The organism is Streptomyces sp. S465, assembly GCF_026898115.1.
Classification (GTDB): Bacteria; Actinomycetota; Actinomycetes; order Streptomycetales; family Streptomycetaceae; genus Streptomyces; species Streptomyces luomodiensis.
Window position 1 is genome coordinate 1,247,873 of the sequence record NZ_CP114036.1, and the last position, 16,837, is coordinate 1,264,709.

20 protein-coding genes are annotated in these 16,837 nt (G+C 71.7%); 10 read left to right on the top strand and 10 right to left on the bottom strand.

Annotated features, from left to right (window positions below; translation table 11 throughout):
- Nucleotides 1–53: 53 nt before the first annotated feature.
- Entirely contained in the window at nucleotides 54–770 is a 717-nt protein-coding gene (locus N6H00_RS05225; protein ID WP_268970375.1) for a class II aldolase/adducin family protein, read from the bottom strand.
- Nucleotides 767–1,750, bottom strand: coding sequence for a TAXI family TRAP transporter solute-binding subunit (locus tag N6H00_RS05230; RefSeq protein WP_268970376.1), 984 nt, complete (start codon nucleotides 1,748–1,750; stop codon nucleotides 767–769). Before N6H00_RS05230 ends, N6H00_RS05225 begins: the two co-directional genes overlap by 4 nt.
- A gap of 213 nt (nucleotides 1,751–1,963) precedes the next feature.
- Here N6H00_RS05230 and N6H00_RS05235 point away from each other — a divergent pair, with 213 nt between their 5' ends.
- The 3 genes from N6H00_RS05235 to N6H00_RS05245 all read left to right on the top strand — a co-directional run bounded on the left by N6H00_RS05235 (nucleotide 1,964) and on the right by N6H00_RS05245 (nucleotide 3,456).
- Nucleotides 1,964–2,419, top strand: coding sequence for a MarR family winged helix-turn-helix transcriptional regulator (locus N6H00_RS05235; protein WP_268970377.1), 456 nt, complete (start codon nucleotides 1,964–1,966; stop codon nucleotides 2,417–2,419).
- Between the two features lie 197 nt (nucleotides 2,420–2,616).
- The gene (locus N6H00_RS05240) at nucleotides 2,617–2,943 is read left to right on the top strand and encodes a YciI family protein (RefSeq protein WP_268970378.1); all 327 of its coding nucleotides are present in this window, start codon (nucleotides 2,617–2,619) and stop codon (nucleotides 2,941–2,943) included.
- 105 nt (nucleotides 2,944–3,048) lie between these two features.
- The gene (locus N6H00_RS05245) at nucleotides 3,049–3,456 is read left to right on the top strand and encodes a CoA-binding protein (RefSeq protein ID WP_268970379.1); all 408 of its coding nucleotides are present in this window, start codon (nucleotides 3,049–3,051) and stop codon (nucleotides 3,454–3,456) included.
- 34 nt (nucleotides 3,457–3,490) lie between these two features.
- Here N6H00_RS05245 and N6H00_RS05250 read toward each other — a convergent pair whose 3' ends face one another.
- Together N6H00_RS05250 and N6H00_RS05255 are read right to left on the bottom strand one after the other, a co-directional pair.
- Nucleotides 3,491–4,045, bottom strand: coding sequence for a YbaK/EbsC family protein (locus N6H00_RS05250; RefSeq protein WP_268970380.1), 555 nt, complete (start codon nucleotides 4,043–4,045; stop codon nucleotides 3,491–3,493).
- A 42-nt stretch (nucleotides 4,046–4,087) separates the two neighbouring features.
- Nucleotides 4,088–4,660 (bottom strand): helix-turn-helix domain-containing protein, encoded by a 573-nt coding sequence (locus N6H00_RS05255; RefSeq protein WP_268970381.1) that lies wholly within the window; start codon nucleotides 4,658–4,660, stop codon nucleotides 4,088–4,090.
- 99 nt (nucleotides 4,661–4,759) lie between these two features.
- Between N6H00_RS05255 and N6H00_RS05260 the strand changes: the two genes are divergently transcribed.
- The 5 genes from N6H00_RS05260 to N6H00_RS05280 all read left to right on the top strand — a co-directional run bounded on the left by N6H00_RS05260 (nucleotide 4,760) and on the right by N6H00_RS05280 (nucleotide 9,276).
- The gene (locus tag N6H00_RS05260) at nucleotides 4,760–5,626 is read left to right on the top strand and encodes an EamA family transporter (RefSeq protein ID WP_268970382.1); all 867 of its coding nucleotides are present in this window, start codon (nucleotides 4,760–4,762) and stop codon (nucleotides 5,624–5,626) included.
- A 61-nt stretch (nucleotides 5,627–5,687) separates the two neighbouring features.
- Entirely contained in the window at nucleotides 5,688–6,866 is a 1,179-nt protein-coding gene (locus tag N6H00_RS05265; protein WP_268970383.1) for an FUSC family protein, read from the top strand.
- Nucleotides 6,867–6,935: 69 nt separating this feature from the next.
- Nucleotides 6,936–7,709 carry a VOC family protein gene (locus N6H00_RS05270; protein WP_268970384.1) on the top strand — a complete coding sequence of 258 codons (774 nt, stop codon included), beginning with the start codon at nucleotides 6,936–6,938 and terminating at the stop codon, nucleotides 7,707–7,709.
- 164 nt (nucleotides 7,710–7,873) lie between these two features.
- The gene (locus N6H00_RS05275) at nucleotides 7,874–8,428 is read left to right on the top strand and encodes a DUF2243 domain-containing protein (protein ID WP_268970385.1); all 555 of its coding nucleotides are present in this window, start codon (nucleotides 7,874–7,876) and stop codon (nucleotides 8,426–8,428) included.
- The gene (locus tag N6H00_RS05280; RefSeq protein WP_268970386.1) at nucleotides 8,428–9,276 is read left to right on the top strand and encodes a cytochrome c oxidase assembly protein; all 849 of its coding nucleotides are present in this window, start codon (nucleotides 8,428–8,430) and stop codon (nucleotides 9,274–9,276) included. Before N6H00_RS05275 ends, N6H00_RS05280 begins: the two co-directional genes overlap by 1 nt.
- 138 nt (nucleotides 9,277–9,414) lie before the next feature.
- Here N6H00_RS05280 and N6H00_RS05285 read toward each other — a convergent pair whose 3' ends face one another.
- The 4 genes from N6H00_RS05285 to N6H00_RS05300 form a co-directional block, all read right to left on the bottom strand.
- Entirely contained in the window at nucleotides 9,415–10,107 is a 693-nt protein-coding gene (locus N6H00_RS05285) for a GAF and ANTAR domain-containing protein (RefSeq protein ID WP_268970387.1), read from the bottom strand.
- A gap of 23 nt (nucleotides 10,108–10,130) precedes the next feature.
- A complete protein-coding gene (locus N6H00_RS05290) occupies nucleotides 10,131–10,679 on the bottom strand; it encodes a gamma carbonic anhydrase family protein (RefSeq protein WP_268970388.1) in 549 nt (182 codons plus the stop codon).
- Between the two features lie 76 nt (nucleotides 10,680–10,755).
- Nucleotides 10,756–11,424, bottom strand: a complete 669-nt coding sequence (locus N6H00_RS05295) for a DedA family protein (RefSeq protein WP_268970389.1) — start codon at nucleotides 11,422–11,424, stop codon at nucleotides 10,756–10,758.
- A 150-nt stretch (nucleotides 11,425–11,574) separates the two neighbouring features.
- Complete coding sequence (locus N6H00_RS05300; RefSeq protein ID WP_268970390.1) at nucleotides 11,575–12,027, bottom strand: DUF4442 domain-containing protein; 453 nt, start codon at nucleotides 12,025–12,027, stop codon at nucleotides 11,575–11,577.
- A 96-nt stretch (nucleotides 12,028–12,123) separates the two neighbouring features.
- Here N6H00_RS05300 and N6H00_RS05305 point away from each other — a divergent pair, with 96 nt between their 5' ends.
- Entirely contained in the window at nucleotides 12,124–13,275 is a 1,152-nt protein-coding gene (locus tag N6H00_RS05305; RefSeq protein WP_268970391.1) for a hypothetical protein, read from the top strand.
- 74 nt (nucleotides 13,276–13,349) lie between these two features.
- Nucleotides 13,350–14,675, top strand: a complete 1,326-nt coding sequence (locus N6H00_RS05310; RefSeq protein WP_268970392.1) for an MFS transporter — start codon at nucleotides 13,350–13,352, stop codon at nucleotides 14,673–14,675.
- Here N6H00_RS05310 and N6H00_RS05315 read toward each other — a convergent pair.
- Nucleotides 14,662–15,507 (bottom strand): spermidine synthase, encoded by an 846-nt coding sequence (locus N6H00_RS05315; protein ID WP_268970393.1) that lies wholly within the window; start codon nucleotides 15,505–15,507, stop codon nucleotides 14,662–14,664. The two genes, N6H00_RS05310 and N6H00_RS05315, sit on opposite strands and share 14 nt — an antisense overlap.
- A gap of 109 nt (nucleotides 15,508–15,616) precedes the next feature.
- The gene (gene tuf / locus N6H00_RS05320) at nucleotides 15,617–16,798 is read right to left on the bottom strand and encodes an elongation factor Tu (RefSeq protein ID WP_268970394.1); all 1,182 of its coding nucleotides are present in this window, start codon (nucleotides 16,796–16,798) and stop codon (nucleotides 15,617–15,619) included.
- Nucleotides 16,799–16,837: the final 39 nt, after the last annotated feature.

Genomic DNA, 16,837 nt, shown 5'->3' on the forward strand with positions numbered 1-16,837 from the left:
GGCGGAGAGTCCTTCAGCTGTTACGGGGTGGTCTTGGGCGTGCGCACACTGACTCAGCAACCTGGGAGCGCACGGGCGGATCGGCGCACGAGGTAGCGGTATCCGGCCTCCAGCTGGCTGTCCGGCCAGCATTCGGCGCGTTTGTCCATGGCTTCGGTGCGGCTGGACTGAACGCGGATCTCACCGGCCGCCATGGCCTTGAGCTGGACCGCACAGGCGCGTTCGAGAAGCACGGCGTGCATCACGGCGGCCGGTACGGACTTTCCGGCAGCGACCAGGCCGTGTCCGGGCATGAGTGCGGCCGGCGCGTTGCCCAGTTCCGCGGCGAGCGCCTTGCCCAGTGCGGGTGTGCTCACCAGTCCGCCTGTGCTCCGGAAGCGGGGCACATCCTCCCCGGCCAAGAGCGCGCCTTCGTGGGAGATGGGCCGAAGTCGGCGTCCGAGGGACGCGAAGGCGATCGCCGATACCGCGTGGGTGTGCACGGTGCAGATCAGATCCGGGGTGGCTTTCAGCAGTTCGAGGTGGATGTGGCACTCCTTGTGCGGAGCGCCGGTTCCCTGGAGGACCTCGGCTTCGTAGGAGACGAGTTGAAGCCGCTGCTCATAGACCTCTTCCACCTCTTCCCATCCCCAGCCGGGTGCCTTGATCCAGATGCCGCGGCCCTCGGGGTCTCGTACGGCGACGTGGCCCCAGACCATGTCACCCTGCCCCGCGGCACTGAGCGCGTGGGAAGCCTCGATGACGAGGCGGCGGGCCTCGCCGGCGTTCACGAGATACGCAGGGCGTTGTAGTAGCGGGCTGCCCCGGGATGAAGGGGGACGGGCGTCTCGCCCATCGTCACCGGGTCGAGCGGGTAGGTGATCGGGCTGCGCTCCGGGGCCAGGTGGCGGTACTGCCCTTCGATGACGTGGCGTGTCTCACCCAGCACCCAGGCAATCGCGTAGGCCAGATCATCGGCGAGATCGGCGCGGGTCAGTACGAGGAAGTCGGAGAAGTCAAGGGTCCGGAAAGCCCTGCACCCCGGGAAGTAGCCGTCGTCGACGACAGCGGCCGGCCATGCGAAGTCCTCGTACAGGCCGTCGAGAACGTCCTGCTCGACCTCCAGGAAGTTCATGAAGCGTCCGAGCTCCTGCCATGGCGGCAGCATGACCGCTTCGTGGACGATGGCATTGGCGCGGCCTTCCCTCACGTGATCGAGGGACGCGAAAGGCCGCTCGTCCTCGAGCAGTTCGCCGCCCCAGCCGGTGATGTCGACTCCCGATCGCGTCAGGACCTCATGCGCGGCGAGTCCCACGTGGTTGACACCGTCATGAACGGAGGTGGCGAGACGCAGAGCGGGCTTGCTTTCCCGCAGCTCGGCAAAGGTGTGGATGCCGAGATCCCTGTGGACCGCAACCACCAGGCGGTCACGTTGGGGCACCACTCCCAGAGCGCGAAGATCAGGAAAGGACTCGTCCGCGTACCCGCCACGGCCTTCGAGCGCCGCGACAGCGAAGGCCGTCGGGGTGGTCATCGCGACGTGGACTTCGCCGCGGCCGACAGCGCGCACGGCGTCGCTGAAGCCCCTGCTGTTCCAGGTCGCGATACGGGTGTGGGGACCGCACCGGTCGGTCAGCTCCTGAGCGATCCAACCGCACACTCGGTGAAGGTTGGCACCGCCCCAGTCACCTCGAAGGTGCAACGTCACGGAGCGATCGATCTTCGGCTCGACGGGCCTGCCGGGCTGGATACGGCACTTTGCGGGCTCCACAGTGGCTCCTGTCCTGAAATAGAGGACGCATGTCCTGCTCTTCAATAGAGCATAGAAGGTACGACGGCGAGACGCGAGAGGAGAGCGAAACTAAGTCTAGAGCTATACCTTTAGACCTATACTCAATTGAGTCACCGAAGGGCAGGCCCGACCGAACGCGGTTGCGCCGGGACGCGTCACGCCACCTCTAGCAGTAGAGGTATGCTCGTCGGCGTGAGTGCCGGTGAGCCCAACCAACTGCCCGACGAGTTGATCCGCCTTACCTGGACGCTGCATCGCACGCTGCGCCAGCGGCAGACGCCACCAGCGGGCGAAACACGGCGCCCCCTGTCACAGGTGGAAGTGCTGCGTCTCGTCAGCAGCCAACCCGGCATCAGCGTCCGCGAGATCAGCACAGCACTGGGCATGCAACCCAACAACGTGAGCACGCTCGTCACCCGGCTGACCCGCGCAGGCTTCATCGAGCGCCGCCCCAGCACTCACGACCGGCGTTTCGTCGAACTGCATCCCACGGGAAAGATGATCACAGCGGGCGCCGAGGTCGACGACAGTCTCACCAAGGTCATTACGGAGGCCCTGAGCCGGCTTCCACCACAATCAGCGGAACGCATCGCCGCCGCCCTTCCCGACCTGTGGGACCTGGCACGCGCCCTCGCCCCCGCCCCATGAGCAGCGCGAACAGACCTCCGAGACCTCCGCGCACACAGCTACGCGGCAGGGTCGTCCTATTTTTCGAAGCACCCGTCCTGTTATTTTGAACCTGCCGCAGACCGGGAAAGTGCTCGCACTTTGTCCTGGATCCGCTCCTGGGCAACTCAGCGGCGGCTCGGCAGCAGCTTCGACTTCTCCCACTGAAGGGCAGAGCCATGTGGTACCTGACACTGCATCGCTGGACCGGTGACCGCCAACGCGCCATCGCCGAGGTCCTGCCGTCCCATCTGGCATGGATGCGAGAACGGCAACGCGCCGGCCAGGTCTTGATGGCAGGTCCAAGTCCCGACCGGGAGCTGGGAATCATCGTCGTGGGCCACATGTCCCGGGACGCGGTTGACGACCTCTTCCGCGATGAGCCCCTGGTCGCCGGCGGCTTCCGCGGCTACGACGTCATCCCCTGGGAAGTGCATCATGTGCTCGGTGTCGGAGGCTTCGACGTGCCCGCAGTCACCGCCATGCTGGCCGGTGAGCACAGCTGACACTCGGGGCGCCGGGCACAAGCCTCCGACGCCACCCCGGGAATCCCCGGACCGCGGTCCCCGTTGCAGCGAACAGGTTGTGTGTCGTACCCACAGGAGGCAGGTATGTACGGCGACCCGGCGACAGTCCGCAAGATTCTCACGGAGCTGGGAGACACTTGGGCGGTAGTCGGTCTGTCCTCCAACCAGGGGCGGGCGGCCTACGGCGTGGCCGGTGTCCTCCAGCGGTTCGGGAAGCGGATCGTGCCGGTGCACCCCAAGGCCGAGACGGTGCACGGCGAGCGGGGGTACGCCTCGCTCGCCGAGATTCCCTTCCCGGTCGACGTGGTCGATGTGTTCGTCAACAGCGATCTGGCGGGTCCCGTCGCCGACGAGGCCGTCGCCATCGGCGCCAAGGCCGTCTGGTTCCAGCTGGGCGTCATCGACCCGGCGGCGTACGAACGCACCCGCGCCGCCGGGCTCGCCATGGTGATGGATCGCTGCCCGGCCATTGAGATCCCCAGGCTGGACTGAAGCGCACAAGGGTCGGGGGCTCGGGAGCGTCGAGTCAGACGCCGAGGCCCTCCAGGACGACCGCGCCCGGCAGCCCGGCGAGCACCTTGCCCGGCACGATGAGCTTGCCGCGCCGGCTGCCGCTGCCGATGAGCGCGTACGGGATGTCGGCCACGGCGGCGTCCACCAGGATCGGCCAGCTCCCGGGCAGTCCGATCGGGGTGATGCCGCCGAACTCCATGCCGCTCTCCCCCGTGGCCGTGTCCATCGGGGCGAACGACGCCTTGCGCGCGCCCAGGTGGCGGCGGACCACGCCGTTGACGTCCGCCCGGGTGTGGGCGAGGACGAGGCAGGCGGCCAGGGTGACCTCGCCACCGCGCTTGCCCGCGACGACCACGCAGTTCGCGGACTGCTCCAGCAGCGAGGCCCCGTAGTGCTCGACGAGTACGGCGGTGTCGGCCTTGTCCGGGTCCGTGTCCACGAACAGCACCCGCTCCACCGGCTCCGAGCCGCGCCAGGTGCGCAGCGCCTCGGCGACGGGGGCGGTCAGCAGGTCCAGGCACTCGACGGCGGGACGGACCTCGTCGAAGGCATCCATCGGCGTACTCATGCCGACAAACTAGCAGTTCGGGCCGGGCCGGGCCCGGCGGTCTCAGCGCGCGGGCGGCACCGACACCGCCATGGTCATCTCCACCGGAACCTCCCCCTCGTTGCGGTAGGTGTGCGGGGTGTTCGCCTCGAACGCCGCGGAGGTGCCGGCCGGGACGGTGTGGTTCTCACCGCCGATCTCCAGGGTGAGCTCGCCCGCCGTCACATGGATCAGCTCCACCGTGCCGGACGGGTGCGGATCGGAGGCGCTGCCGTCGCCGGGCATCAGCCGCCATCCCCACATCTCCAGCGGGCCGTCCGCCTCGGTGCCGACGAGCAGCGCGGTGTAGCTGCCCGCCTCGGTGGACCACATCCGCACCGCCTGCTCGGGAGGGACGACGGTCACCCGTGGCCCCTGCTCGTAGTCGAGCAGGGTGGTGATGCTCACACCGAGGGCGTCCGCGAGTTTGACCGTGGTGCCCACGCTCGGGTTCGTACGGGCCTGCTCAATCTGGATGATCATGCCCCGGCTGACCCCGGCGCGGGCCGCGAGGGCGTCGAGGGTGAAGCCGCGTTCATTGCGCCACCGCTTGAGGTTGCGGGCGAGCGACTGGGTGAGCTGATCGAGGTCCGTCACGATCCGGTCCGTCCAATATAGTGAATGGCGTAGTCGAGTACATTGAACTACCGTGGGTTGTACTCCCACGTCCATCACACTGTACGGCGAGGTTTCACCATGTCCGCGCTCTTCGCTCTGGCCACCAGCCTGCTCTGGGGGCTGGCCGACTTCGGCGGAGGGCTGCTCACCCGCCGCACCCCCGCGCTCACCGTGGTCGTGGTCTCCCAGACCATCGCGGTGGCCGTCCTCGGCGCCATCGTGGTGGCCACCGGCGGATGGTCCGAGGCGGGACCGCAGCTGTGGTTCGCCGCGGCGGCCGGTGTGGTGGGCCCGGCCGCGATGCTGTGCTTCTACCGGGCCCTCGCGCTCGGCCCGATGGGCGTCGTCTCCCCGCTCGGCGCGCTCGGCGGGGTCATCGTGCCGCTCTGTGTCGCGCTGGTGCTCGGCGAGCGGCCGGGGGTGCTCCAGGTCTCGGGGATCGTGGTGGCGGTCGCCGGTGTGGTCCTGGCCAGCGGCCCGCAGACCGGCGGTACGCCCGTCCAGCGGCAGACGCTGCTGCTCACCGCGGTCGCCGCGCTGGGCTTCGGCTCGGTGATGGCGCTGATCGCCGAGGCGTCGACCACGCTGACCGGGCTGTTCCTCGCGCTGTTCGTCCAGCGGGTGTGCAATGTGGCGGTCGGCGGCGCCGCGCTCTGGGTCTCCGTGCGGCGCGGTGATCCCGGGCTGCCCGAGGGCGGGATGGGCGTGGTGTGGGCGTCGCTGCCCACGCTGGCCTTCGTGGGCCTGGCCGATGTGGCCGCGAACGGCACGTACAGCCTCGCCGCCCACCACGGCCCGGTCACCGTCGCCGCGGTGCTCGCCTCCCTCTACCCGGTGGTGACCGCGCTCGCCGCCCGCGGACTGCTCGGCGAGCGGCTGCGCGTGGTCCAGGCGACGGGCGCCGGGCTCGCCTTGGTGGGGACGCTGCTGCTGGCCACCGGCTGAGCGGACCGCGGACGGTCCCCGGCCATGCATAACCGGGCCCGTCTCAGGAACCCACTACGCCATGGGGCACGTGATCGAGAAGCTGTATGTGATCCGCGTCGAAGTCCGCGGGATCGCGGATGCGGCGGGCCGGGCCTGGCGGGCACCGGGACGGGAGCGGGACCTGGTCGTACAGTCCCTGAAGGCGGCCGCGGCGGCCACGCTCGCCTGGGCGGTCTCGGGATGGTGGCTGAAGGATCCGGTGGCGCTGATGGCGCCGTGGGTGGCGGTGGTGCTGGTCCAGGCCACCGTCTACCGTTCGCTGTTCAAGGGGCTCCAGCAACTGGTGGCCATCGCCGTCGGCACGCTGCTGGCGGCGGGAGCCGAGGCCCTGACGGGGAACACCCTGATCGCGGTGGCCCTGGTCCTGCCGGTCGTGATGCTGCTCAGCAACTGGCCCCGCCTCGGCGACCAGGGCATCTACGGGCCCACCACCGCGCTGTTCACCCTCACCTCGGCGCCCGTGTCCAGCCTCACCGTCTCCCACCGGCTGCTTCAGGCCGTGCTGGGCGCCGCGATCGGCATCGCGGTCAACGCCCTGGTCCTGCCGCCGGTCCATCTGCGCAACGTTCCGGAGAACCTCAGCGGCCTGGCGCGCGGCACCGAGGAGACGCTGGCGAGCATCGCCGAGGGGCTGACCCAGGAGGACTGGTCCGGGGACACGGCCGCCGAATGGCGGCGGCTGACCGGCCGGCTCCGGCAGCGGCTGGACAGCCTGCGGTCCGCACGGCTGTGGAGCCATGAGAGCCTCCGGCTGAACCCGAGTCTCCCGGGAAAGCGGCGCAGGAAGCTGCCACCGCTTCCGGACGAGAGCGAGGACCAGCGGTGGGGCTCGATCGTCGCCCAGGTCGACGCGGTCGCCGCCACCATGATCGACATCGCCGACGAGAACCGCACCATCCCCGTCCCCGACCGGCAGCCGCTGCACGACTACGGCCGCCTCCTCGCCGATCTGGCGGCCGCCTGCAAGGTCCGGGCCGATCTGATCCGCCGGCCCGCCGCCTCCGAGTCCGCGCGCGGTGAACTGGACGAGGTGCTGGACGCGGTGGAACGGCGCCATGGTGCCCTGCACAAGCAGCTCACCGACGAGCGCAGCGTCTCCCCCGCCACCGTCGCCGTCCTGGGCACCCTGCTGATCCAGGCCCAGAACATCTGGCACGACATCGCCCCGGACACCTGGCCCCGCGCCACTCAGGCATAGCTCCGGGCACGCGGGGTACACCGCTGCCGTCCCCGCGCTGGTCGGGGCGGAGAGTGAGGAGTGGTGCCCATGAAGCCGGTCGGCCAGGCACGGCCGGGATTCCCCTGCTGGGTGAGTCTCGCCGCCCGCAGCCTCCAGGCGGCGCAGGAGTTCTACACCGCGGTGCTGGGGTGGACCTGGCGTTCCACCAGGCTGGATGAGGAGTTCCGTACGGCGCTGTTCGGCGGGGCGCCGGTGGCCGGGATCGGTGAGCTGGCGAACAGCCTCCGGGGCGCGGTCGCCTGGACGCCGTTCTTCGCGGTGGCGGACGCGGACGCCACCGCGGCCCGGATCCACGAGCGGGGCGGCACCGTCGGGGTCGGCCCGCTCGCGTTCGGTCCGGGCCGCCGCGCCGCGCTGGCCGCCGACCCCGACGGCGCCGTCTTCGGCTTCTGGGAGGGAGAGGCGCTGCCCGGCTGGGCGGCGGGACAAGACAGCGCCCCGGCCTGGCTGGAGCTGCGGACCCGTGACGCGTTCGCGGCGGCCCTCTTCTACGGCGAGGTGTTCGGCTGGGCGGCGCCGGAGGGCCCCTGTTCCGTGGAGTACGAGAACGACGAGGTGATCGTGGGCGAGGCGGAGCGCAAGCTCGCGGTGATCCGCGGCGGCGCCGTCGAGCAGGCCCCCGACCCGCGGGTCCGGCCGCGCTGGTACGTCCACTTCCGCGTCCCCGATGTGACGGCGGCCGTGGCGGCGGCCCGCGCCGCCGGGGGCACCGTCGCCCTCCCGCCGGCCCCTTCCGCCGCGGGCCGTCAGGCGACCCTGCGCGACCCCGACGGAGGGCTGTTCACCGTCACCGCCGCCTGACGGGGAGTCCGGCCGGTCCCGGGCGGAACGCCCCGGCCCGGTTCGGCGAGATGGCGGAAAGACGGCGCGGACAGGTGAGGGATCCGGGCCGGCCGGGAAGCCGTGGTGGCGGAGGGCGCGGGAGAAGCGCGGGAGACACGGCGGCGTCAGGACGGAGCGCGGTGATGGCCACCACAGCGGACGAAGCCCGAGCCGGGCCGTCGGCCCCGCGCACCATCCGGCTGCCGGGGATCGTGCTGGGGGTGGGGCTCGGCGGCTTCCTCGACGGAATCCTGCTGCACCAGCTGCTCCAGTGGCACCACATGCTCAGCAGCACCGACCACGACCGCATCGGGGTGCGCTACTACAACCCGCACACCGTCCCCGGCCTGCGGATGAACACCGTATGGGACGGCATCTTCCACGCCGTGTGCTGGATCGCGGTGCTGCTGGGCCTGGCCCTCCTCTACGCCCGGGTCACCCACGACCGGCGCCGGGTGTGGGGCTCGCGTGTGCTGTGGGGCTGGATCCTGGTCGGCTGGGGCCTGTTCAACCTCGTCGAGGGCCTGCTGGACCACCAGATCCTCGGCATCCACCATGTCCGCGGCGGCCCGGAACAGCCCTGGTGGGACGCGGGCTTCCTGGTCCTGGGCGCCCTTTTGGTGGCCGGCGGCTTTTCGCTCCAGCGCGGCGGGGCGTCCTTCGACCCCGGCGCGCCCCGCGCCACCGGGCGCGGGTGATGGGTGGCGGCGCGGCGCATCCGGCCCATGGCCACGGCGGGGGCGGCGACGCCCTGGAGGTATGGCTGCCGGCCCTCGCCCTGCTGGCGGGCGCCGTCGGCTACGCGCTGGCGGTCCGCCGTGCCCGGCGCCGGCACCCCGCCCAGGGCTGGCCGCCCGCGCGGTCGATCAGCTTCGCGGCCGGGCTGGTCCTGCTGGCCGTGGCGCTGCTGCCGCCGCTCGCGCCGTTCGGCCATGAGGACTTCCGCGGCCATATGGTCCAGCATCTGCTGATGGGGATGTACGCGCCCCTCGCGCTGGTGCTCGCCGCCCCGGTCACCCTGCTGCTGCGCGCCCTGCCCCCGGGCCACGGCCGCCGGCTGACCGCCGTGCTCCGCTCGCGTCCCGCGCGGCTGCTCGCCCACCCCGTCACCGCCCTGCTGCTGAGCACCGGCGGGCTGGTGCTGCTGTACTTCACCCCGCTCTACGACACCGCCCTGAGCCGACCGGGGTGGCACTGGCCGGTGCATGCCCATTTCCTGCTCTCCGGCTGGCTGTTCGCCCATGTCATCGCCGGCCCCGACCCGGCCCCCGGCCGGCCCGGCGTACCGGCCCGGCTGTGGGTCCTCGGCGTCGCCATCGCGGCGCACGCCGCCATCGCCCAGTTGATGTACGGGGGCTTCTGGGTCCGGGTGCACGCCCCGATCGCCGAGGTCCAGGGCGGTGCGGAGATCATGTACTACGGCGGTGACCTCGCCGAACTCCTCCTGGCCGCGGCCCTCGTCACCACCTGGCGCCCCGTCCGCGCCCCTCGGGACCCGCACCGGGTCCGGCCGCGCTCCGGGCGGGATCTGCGCGAGGTGTGGTGAACCGGACGGCTGGGTACCCGGCCCGCAAGCCATCGGCGTCACCCCCGGGGGAACTCGATGGTCAGGCCCTTCCGGTCCAGACCGCGGGCCGGAAGGAGCCGTCCCACCGTTCGGGGGCGTGAGCCCTCGAACGGCGCGTCAGCCGTCGAGGCCGCCGCTTACGCAGATCTGCCGGGCGATGTCGCGCAGCTTGACGTTGCGTTCCTGGGAGACCCGCCGCATCAGCGCGAAGGCGTCGTCCTCGGTGATCTTGAGGCGTTCCATGAGGATACCCATGGCCTCCCCGATGGTGTGCCGGGTCTCGAGCGCCTGCTGGAGCTGGTCGGCGGTGCGGGCGCTGGAGAAGGCGACCGCGGCGTGCGAGGCGAGCAGCCAGCCGGCCGTCTCACTGGCCTTGGTGAAGGCGGCGGGGCGGCGGGAGTAGAGGTTCAGGGCACCCAGGTTCTCCTGCCACGTGTAGAGCAGGAACCCCATCATGCTGCCGATGCCGAGCTCACGGGCCCGGCCGACGTACGTCGCCCATCGCTCCTGGGGCCGGGTGAAGTCCTGGATCCGGAACGCCCGCTCGCCGCTCAGACGGACCGCGGCGTCGAAACAGGGCCCCTCGCCGAGCCGCTGCTGGAGCCGGTCGGAGCGGACCACCATCGACTCGGTGGGGGCGAGGGTCTCCACCCGCTCGCCGTGGAGCACCAGGATGCCGGCCGCGTCGCAGCCCTCCACGATCTCCACCGCGCACGCGCTGATCCGCTCCAGCGTGGCGTCCAAGGACTCCTGCGCCAGCAGGTCCCGCGCCATGGTGGCCATGCGTTCGGCGAAGGCTTCCCAGTCCATGACCACCGTCCGATCACATCGGGTCACATCGCGGGCCGGCCCCGGAGCGCTTCGCGGTACTGCTTCGCCCGGTCCGCGTACACCTGGGCGTTCAGCTTGATGCCCTCTCGTTCCTCGTCGGTGAGGGTGCGCTTCACCTTCGCGGGCACCCCGGCCACCAGCGAGCCGGGCGGTATCCGCATCCCCTGCGGCACCAGGGACTGCGCGGCGATCAGCGATCCGGCACCGATCCGGGCGCCGTTGAGGACCGTGGCACCCATCCCGATGAGCACATCGTCTCCGACCGTACAGCCGTGCACGACCGCGTTGTGCCCGATGGAGACCCGCTCACCGATCGAGACCGGGAACCCGGGGTCGACATGCACGGTGCAATTGTCCTGGATGTTGGTGTCCGCGCCGACGACGATGGGGCCGCCGTCGGCGCGCAGCACCGCCTGGTACCAGACGCTCGAGCCCGCCGCCAGCTCGACTTCGCCGATCACCACCGACGTGGGGGCCAGGAACGCCTCGGGGGCGACCTGCGGCTCCTTCCCGCCGATCCCATGGACCAACGCCTGCACTGTCTCTCCCACCTGGTCGTCCTCTTCGCCGTGCCAGCAGTTTTGACCGTCTCGGCCGTCCCGGCCCTGAGTCTCGGTCCTGGTCGCCCTAGTCGCCGGCCGGGACCGGCTCCGGCTCGGCCGTCTCGGAACCGGTCGCTGCGGCCGGGACGGGCTTGGTCTTCTTGGAGCGCCACTTCATGACGAGCATCGAGCCGAGGCCGAAGAGCAGGGCCAGCACGAGCCCGAGCCAGGAGAAGCGCTTGAGCCAGTCCTCCGCGACCTTGCCCACGGAGTAGATGACCGCGGTGGTGCCGCCGGCCCAGACGATGCCGCCGGACACATTGGCGATGAGGAACTTCCAGTACGGCATGCGCAGCACGCCGGCCAGGGGCCCCGCGAAGATGCGCAGCAGGGCGATGAAACGGCCGATGAAGACCGCCCACATGCCCCACTTCTGGAAGGAGCGCTCGGCGGTCGCCACATGCTCGGCGCTGAAGTGCTTGGGGAATTTGCGGCCCAGCCAGTCGAGCAGCGGCTGTCCGCCCTTGCGGCCGATGAGATAGCCGATGGAGTCGCCGATCACCGCGCCCGCGATGGCGCTGGCCCCCAGGATGTAGGGGTTGATGTGGTCCTGGGAGGCCGCCAGCAGCGTCGCGCTGACGAGGACGATCTCACCGGGAAGCGGGATTCCCAGACTCTCCAGACCGATCACGAGACCCACGAGCAGATACACGCTGACCGCGGGTACGGTCTCGAGCCATTCCTCGATATGCAACGCCGGTTCCTCCCCGTGTGGCGATCGCTTCCCGGCGTGCGCCGGACGGGAACGCGGCGCACGCCGGGAAGCCTACTCAATCGGCGCGCGGTCGCCATCATCCCCAGGTCGTGCTCCCGTTCGCGTCGACTCCGACGTGGGGAGGACCGGTCAGGACTGGGGGCGCAGGGTCCACACGATGGACATCTCGCCGGTCACCGCGCCGTCCTCGCGTGTGATCGCGACGTTCACCGGGAATTCGGGACGCTCCCCCGCGTCCAGCTCCGCGACCACCTCGGCGGCGGGCCGGCCGAGGGTGGCGGTGGCGGTGACGGGTCCCTTGGCGAGCTTCTTGTAGCCGATCTCGGCGCGCACGGCCAGCGGTACGGCACGGCCGAGCTGATCGCCGAACGCGGACAGCACGACGGCCCCGCTCGCGGACTCCGCCAGGGTGAACATCGCGCCCGCGTGGGGGCCGCCGACGTGGTTGTGGAAGTCGGGCTGGTCCGGCAGGCGCAGCACCGCGCGCTCCGGTGTGGCCTCGACGAACTCCAGGTTCAGGGTGCGCACCATGGGCACCGTGGCGGCGAGCATCTCACCGACGGAGGGCAGGGTCTCTGACATGCCCCCGGAAGCTACCACCGAGTAGCCAACGGGGAAAGGGGCGGCCGACAGGGCGGACGTAGCAGCCGTCCTCGGCCCCCTCTATCGTTACTGGCCATGTGGCCAGGACAGCAGCCGCCCGGGGGCGAGCAGAACAACCCACACGATCAGAACCCCTATCAGCAGCCGGGGTATCAGCAGCCGGGGCACCACACGCCCAACCCGTACCAGCAGCCGGGGTACCACACACCGAATCCCTATCAGCAGCCGCAGCAGCCACCCCCACCACCCCAGCCGCCGCAGCAGCAGCCGGGACACCCCGGCCAGTCGGGGCAGCAGCCCGCTTACGGCCCGCCGCAGGGTGCACCGCAGGGGCCGCCGCAGGGCCCGCCCGGCCAGCAGTGGGGCACCCCGTCCGGCCCGCCCGGCGCCCCGCAGCCGCCGCGGAACGACAAGAAGCGCACGACCACCATCGCGGTCGTCGCCGCGATCGCGGTGGTCGCGGCGGCCGCCATCACCGGTGCGGTGGTCCTGGGCAAGGACGACGACAGCGGTGACGAGTCCAAGGGCAAGGACACGCCCGCCACCTCCGCGTCCGCTCCGGCCTCCACCGAGCCGACCGAGGACCCGGCCGGCGGCGACGAGGACAACCCGCGGGCCGGCGGCGACGCCACCGACGTCAAGGCGGTCATACCCGGCTGGAAGCCGGTGGTCAGCGCCAAGCGGCACAACGCCTTCGACGTCCCGCCGGAGTGGACGGTCGAATCGCCGGGGCTGAGCACCGGTTTCGAGGACGACGACGGCAAGCCGCTCGTTGTCATGTCCGCTCCGGCCAGATACAAGAAGGACTACTGCTCGGTCACGGACAAGGACGGCTACACCAACAAGAGCCACGCCGCCGGGGCGGGCTCGAAGGGTGCGCAGGGCGCCAAGAGCGAGGCGTCGGCCGCCAAGATCGAGGCCGAGAACTGGGTCTTCGCCGCCTTCGACCAGGACCAGACCGGGACCCGCAAGGTCACCGAGGCCAAGAAGTTCACCAGCGACCACGGCCTGGAGGGCTACACCGCGTCGGCCACCGTCACCGGGGTGAAGAAGACCGACAAGTGCACCACCGACGGCAAGGCCGTCACGGTGACCTACACCGACACCAATGGCGACTTCGCGACCTGGGTCCTGTACTCGGTCAAGGGCACCAAGGAAGAGGTCCCGGACTCCACCATCAAAAAGATCATGAGCTCGTTGCGGCCGCTGAAGGAAGAGAGTTCCTGAACCGCTGATCCACCGGCTGACGACGGCTGGAATCCGGTTGGACTCCGGGGCCCGCCCCCAGGGATAGTCCCGATGTGACGACTCCCCCGGCCCCGCGCCTCCGACCGGGCCGCCCCGCATGGGCCGGCCGCAACTACACACTGCTGACCACCGCCGCCGTGGTGACGGGTCTCGGAAACGCCGGGGCCCTCATCGCGGCGGCGTTCGCCGTACTGGAGGCCGGCGGGGACGGCGGCGACGTCGGGCTGGTGGCGGCGGCGCGTACGCTTCCGCTGGTCGTCTTCCTGCTGATCGGCGGCGCGTTGGCGGACCGGCTGCCCCGGCACCGGGTGATGGTCGCCGCCAACAGCCTCAACTGTGTCTCGCAGGCCGCCTTCGCCGTGCTCGTCCTGTCCGGTGAGGCACGGCTGTGGCAGATGGCCGTGCTCTCCGCGCTGGGCGGCACCGGGCAGGCGTTCTTCGCCCCCGCCGCCGAGGGCATGCTGCTCTCCAGCGTCGACGGCGAACAGGCCGCCCGCGCCTTCGCGCTGTTCCGGATGGGCATGAACGGTGCGCAGATCGGCGGTGCCGCGCTCGGCGGCGCCCTGATCGCGGTGGTCGGCCCCGGCTGGGTGCTGGCGGTCGACGCCGCCGCGTTCGCGATCGCGGGCGCCTTGCGCGCCCTGCTCGACGTCGGCGCCGTGCCCCGGCGGGAACCCGGCGGCGGAATGCTCCAGGATCTGCGCGAAGGATGGCGCGAATTCACCGGCCGGCCCTGGCTGTGGTCGATCGTCGTCCAGTTCTCCGTCGTCAACGCGGTGGTGGGGGCGGCCGAGGCGGTGTTCGGGCCGCTGGTCGCCGAGGAGCATCTGGGCGGGGCACGTCCCTGGGGGCTCGCGCTCGCGGCGTTCGGCGTGGGCACCCTCCTGGGCGGACTGCTGATGATGCGCTGGCGGCCGCGCCGGCTGCTGCTCGCGGGCTCCCTGTGCGTTCTGCCGCTCGCCCTGCCGTCGGCCGCGCTCGCCGTTCCGGTGCCGGTTCCGGCGCTGGTCGCGGTGATGTTCCTGGTCGGGGTGTCGATGGAGGTGTTCGGGGTGTCCTGGATGACCGCGCTGCGCCAGGAGATCCCCGAGGACAAGCTGTCGCGGGTCTCGGCGTACGACTGGTTCGGCTCCGTCGCCATGCTGCCGCTCGCCACGGCGCTCGCGGGCCCGGCCGAGCAGGCGTTCGGCCGGTCGGCCTCGCTGTGGGGCTGTGCGGCGCTGATCCTGGCGCTGACGCTGGCGGTGCTGACCGTCCCGGACGTACGGGGGCTGCGGCGGCGCGAGACCACCACCCCCGTCACCGGGACCACCCCCGTCACCGAGGGCGGGCCCGTCGCCGCCACGGACGCCGGTCCGGAGCCGGTCAGCCCACGCTGAACGTCCCGCTCGGGGGCTCGGGCGACGGCGTGGCGTCCTCGTCCCGTACCGGCGCCGCCGCGCCCGTGAAGCGCTCCAGCGCCGCCCCGTACTCGACCCTGGCCGGGAAGGCGTCGGCCGCGGCGCGGCGGGCCAGCGCGGCGACCGGCAGTTCGGACTGGGAGGCCACCAGCACGGCATTGCCGAACCGGCGGCCGCGCAGCATGGACGGCTCCGCGATCAGGGCGAGGTGCGCGAACACCGTGCGGTAGGTGGCCAGCTGGGAGCGGAGGAAGGTGAACGGCGCCCCGTCGGCCAGGTTCGCGGTGTACCGCCCGCCCGGCCGCAGCGCGCGGGCCGCGGCGCGGGCGTACTCGACGGAGGTCAGATGCGCGGGCACCCGCGAACCGCCGAAGACATCGGCCACGATGACATCCGCGGACCCCTCGGGCGCGGCCTCCAGGGCGGTCCTGGCGTCCTGTGGCCGCACGGTGACGTCCGTCCCGGCCGGCAGCGGGAGGTGCTCGGCGACCAGCGCCAGCAGTCCCCGGTCGGCCTCGATCACCACCTGGCGGGAGCCGGGGCGGGTGGCGGCCAGGTAGCGGGGCAGCGTCAGCGCCCCGCCGCCCAGATGCAGCGCGTCGAGCGGGGCGCCGGGCTCGGCGGCCGCGTCCAGGACATGGGCCATCCGTCGCGCGTACTCGAATTCGAGATGGGCCGGGTCGTCCAGGTCGACGTACGACTGCGGGGCGCCGTCCACCGTGAGCAGCCACGCCCGCGGACGGTCCAGGTCCGGCATCAGCTTGGCGGTTCCGCCGTCCACGGCCCGGGTCACGGGTATCGGCTCGTTCACCCTCTCATTGTGCCGTCACGGGCTTCGCGGTCCCGCCCGCCGCCACGGGGCCGGCCGGCCCCGCCCGGCCGCCTCCCGTCGGGGCGGGGGCGGGCGGGGCCGGCCGTGGTCACGGCTGGTCGGGCAGCACGGTGATCACCGTGCCGGCGCCCACCGTGCGGCCGCCCTCGCGGATCGCGAAGCCCAGGCCCGGCTCCAGCGGTACGGCGCGGCCGAGCTCGACCGTCATGGTGACGGTGTCCCCGGGGCGCGCCGCCACGGCGTCCCCGACGTCCACCGCGCCGACCACATCGGCCGTACGCAGGTGGAACTGCGGACGGTAGCCGGTGGACACCGGTGTCCGGCGGCCGCCCTCGGCCGCCGACAGGACGTACACCCGCGCGGTGAAGCGCCGCCGCGGTACGACGCTGCCGGGCGCGGCCACCACATGGCCGCGGCGCACCGCGTCCCGCGCCACCCCGCGCAGCAGCAGCGCGACGTTGTCGCCCGCCTCGGCCGCCACCATGGGCTTGCCGAAGGTCTCCACTCCGGTGACCACCGTGGCCACCTCGGTGCCGGGCACCTCGATCCGGTCGCCGGTCCGTACCGTGCCGCGCTCGATGGCGCCGGTGACCACCGTGCCGCGTCCGGTGATGGTCAGCACGTTCTCCACCGGCAGCAGAAACGGCGCGTCGGTGGAGCGCACGGGTGTGGGCACATAGATGTCCACGGCGTCCAGCAGCGCCTCGATCGCCCCGGTCCAGCGCGGGTCGCCGGCCAGCGCCCGCAGTCCGGAGACCCGTACGACGGGCGTGGTGTCGCCGGGGTAGCCGTGCGCCGTGAGCAGCTCGCGCACCTCGAGTTCGACGAGGTCGGTGAGTTCGGGGTCGCCCGCGTCGGCCTTGTTGAGGGCCACCACGATGTGGTCGACACCGACCTGACGGGCCAGCAGCACATGCTCGGCGGTCTGCGGCATCACGCCGTCGAGCGCGGAGACGACGAGGATCGCCCCGTCGAGCTGGGCGGCGCCGGTCATCATGTTCTTGATGAAGTCGGCGTGGCCGGGCATGTCGACATGCGCGTAGTGGCGGGTGTCGGTCTCGTACTCGACGTGCGCGAGGTTGATGGTGATGCCGCGCGCGGCCTCCTCCGGCGCCCGGTCGATGCGCTCGAACGGCACATAGCCGCCGGTGCCGCGCTCGCTCAGCACCTTGGTGATGGCGGCGGTCAGCGTGGTCTTGCCGTGGTCGACATGGCCCATGGTGCCGATGTTCAGATGCGGTTTGGTGCGCACATACGTCTGCTTGGACATGCGACGGTCTCTCCTCGTCGGCGCGGGTGGGAGGCGCGG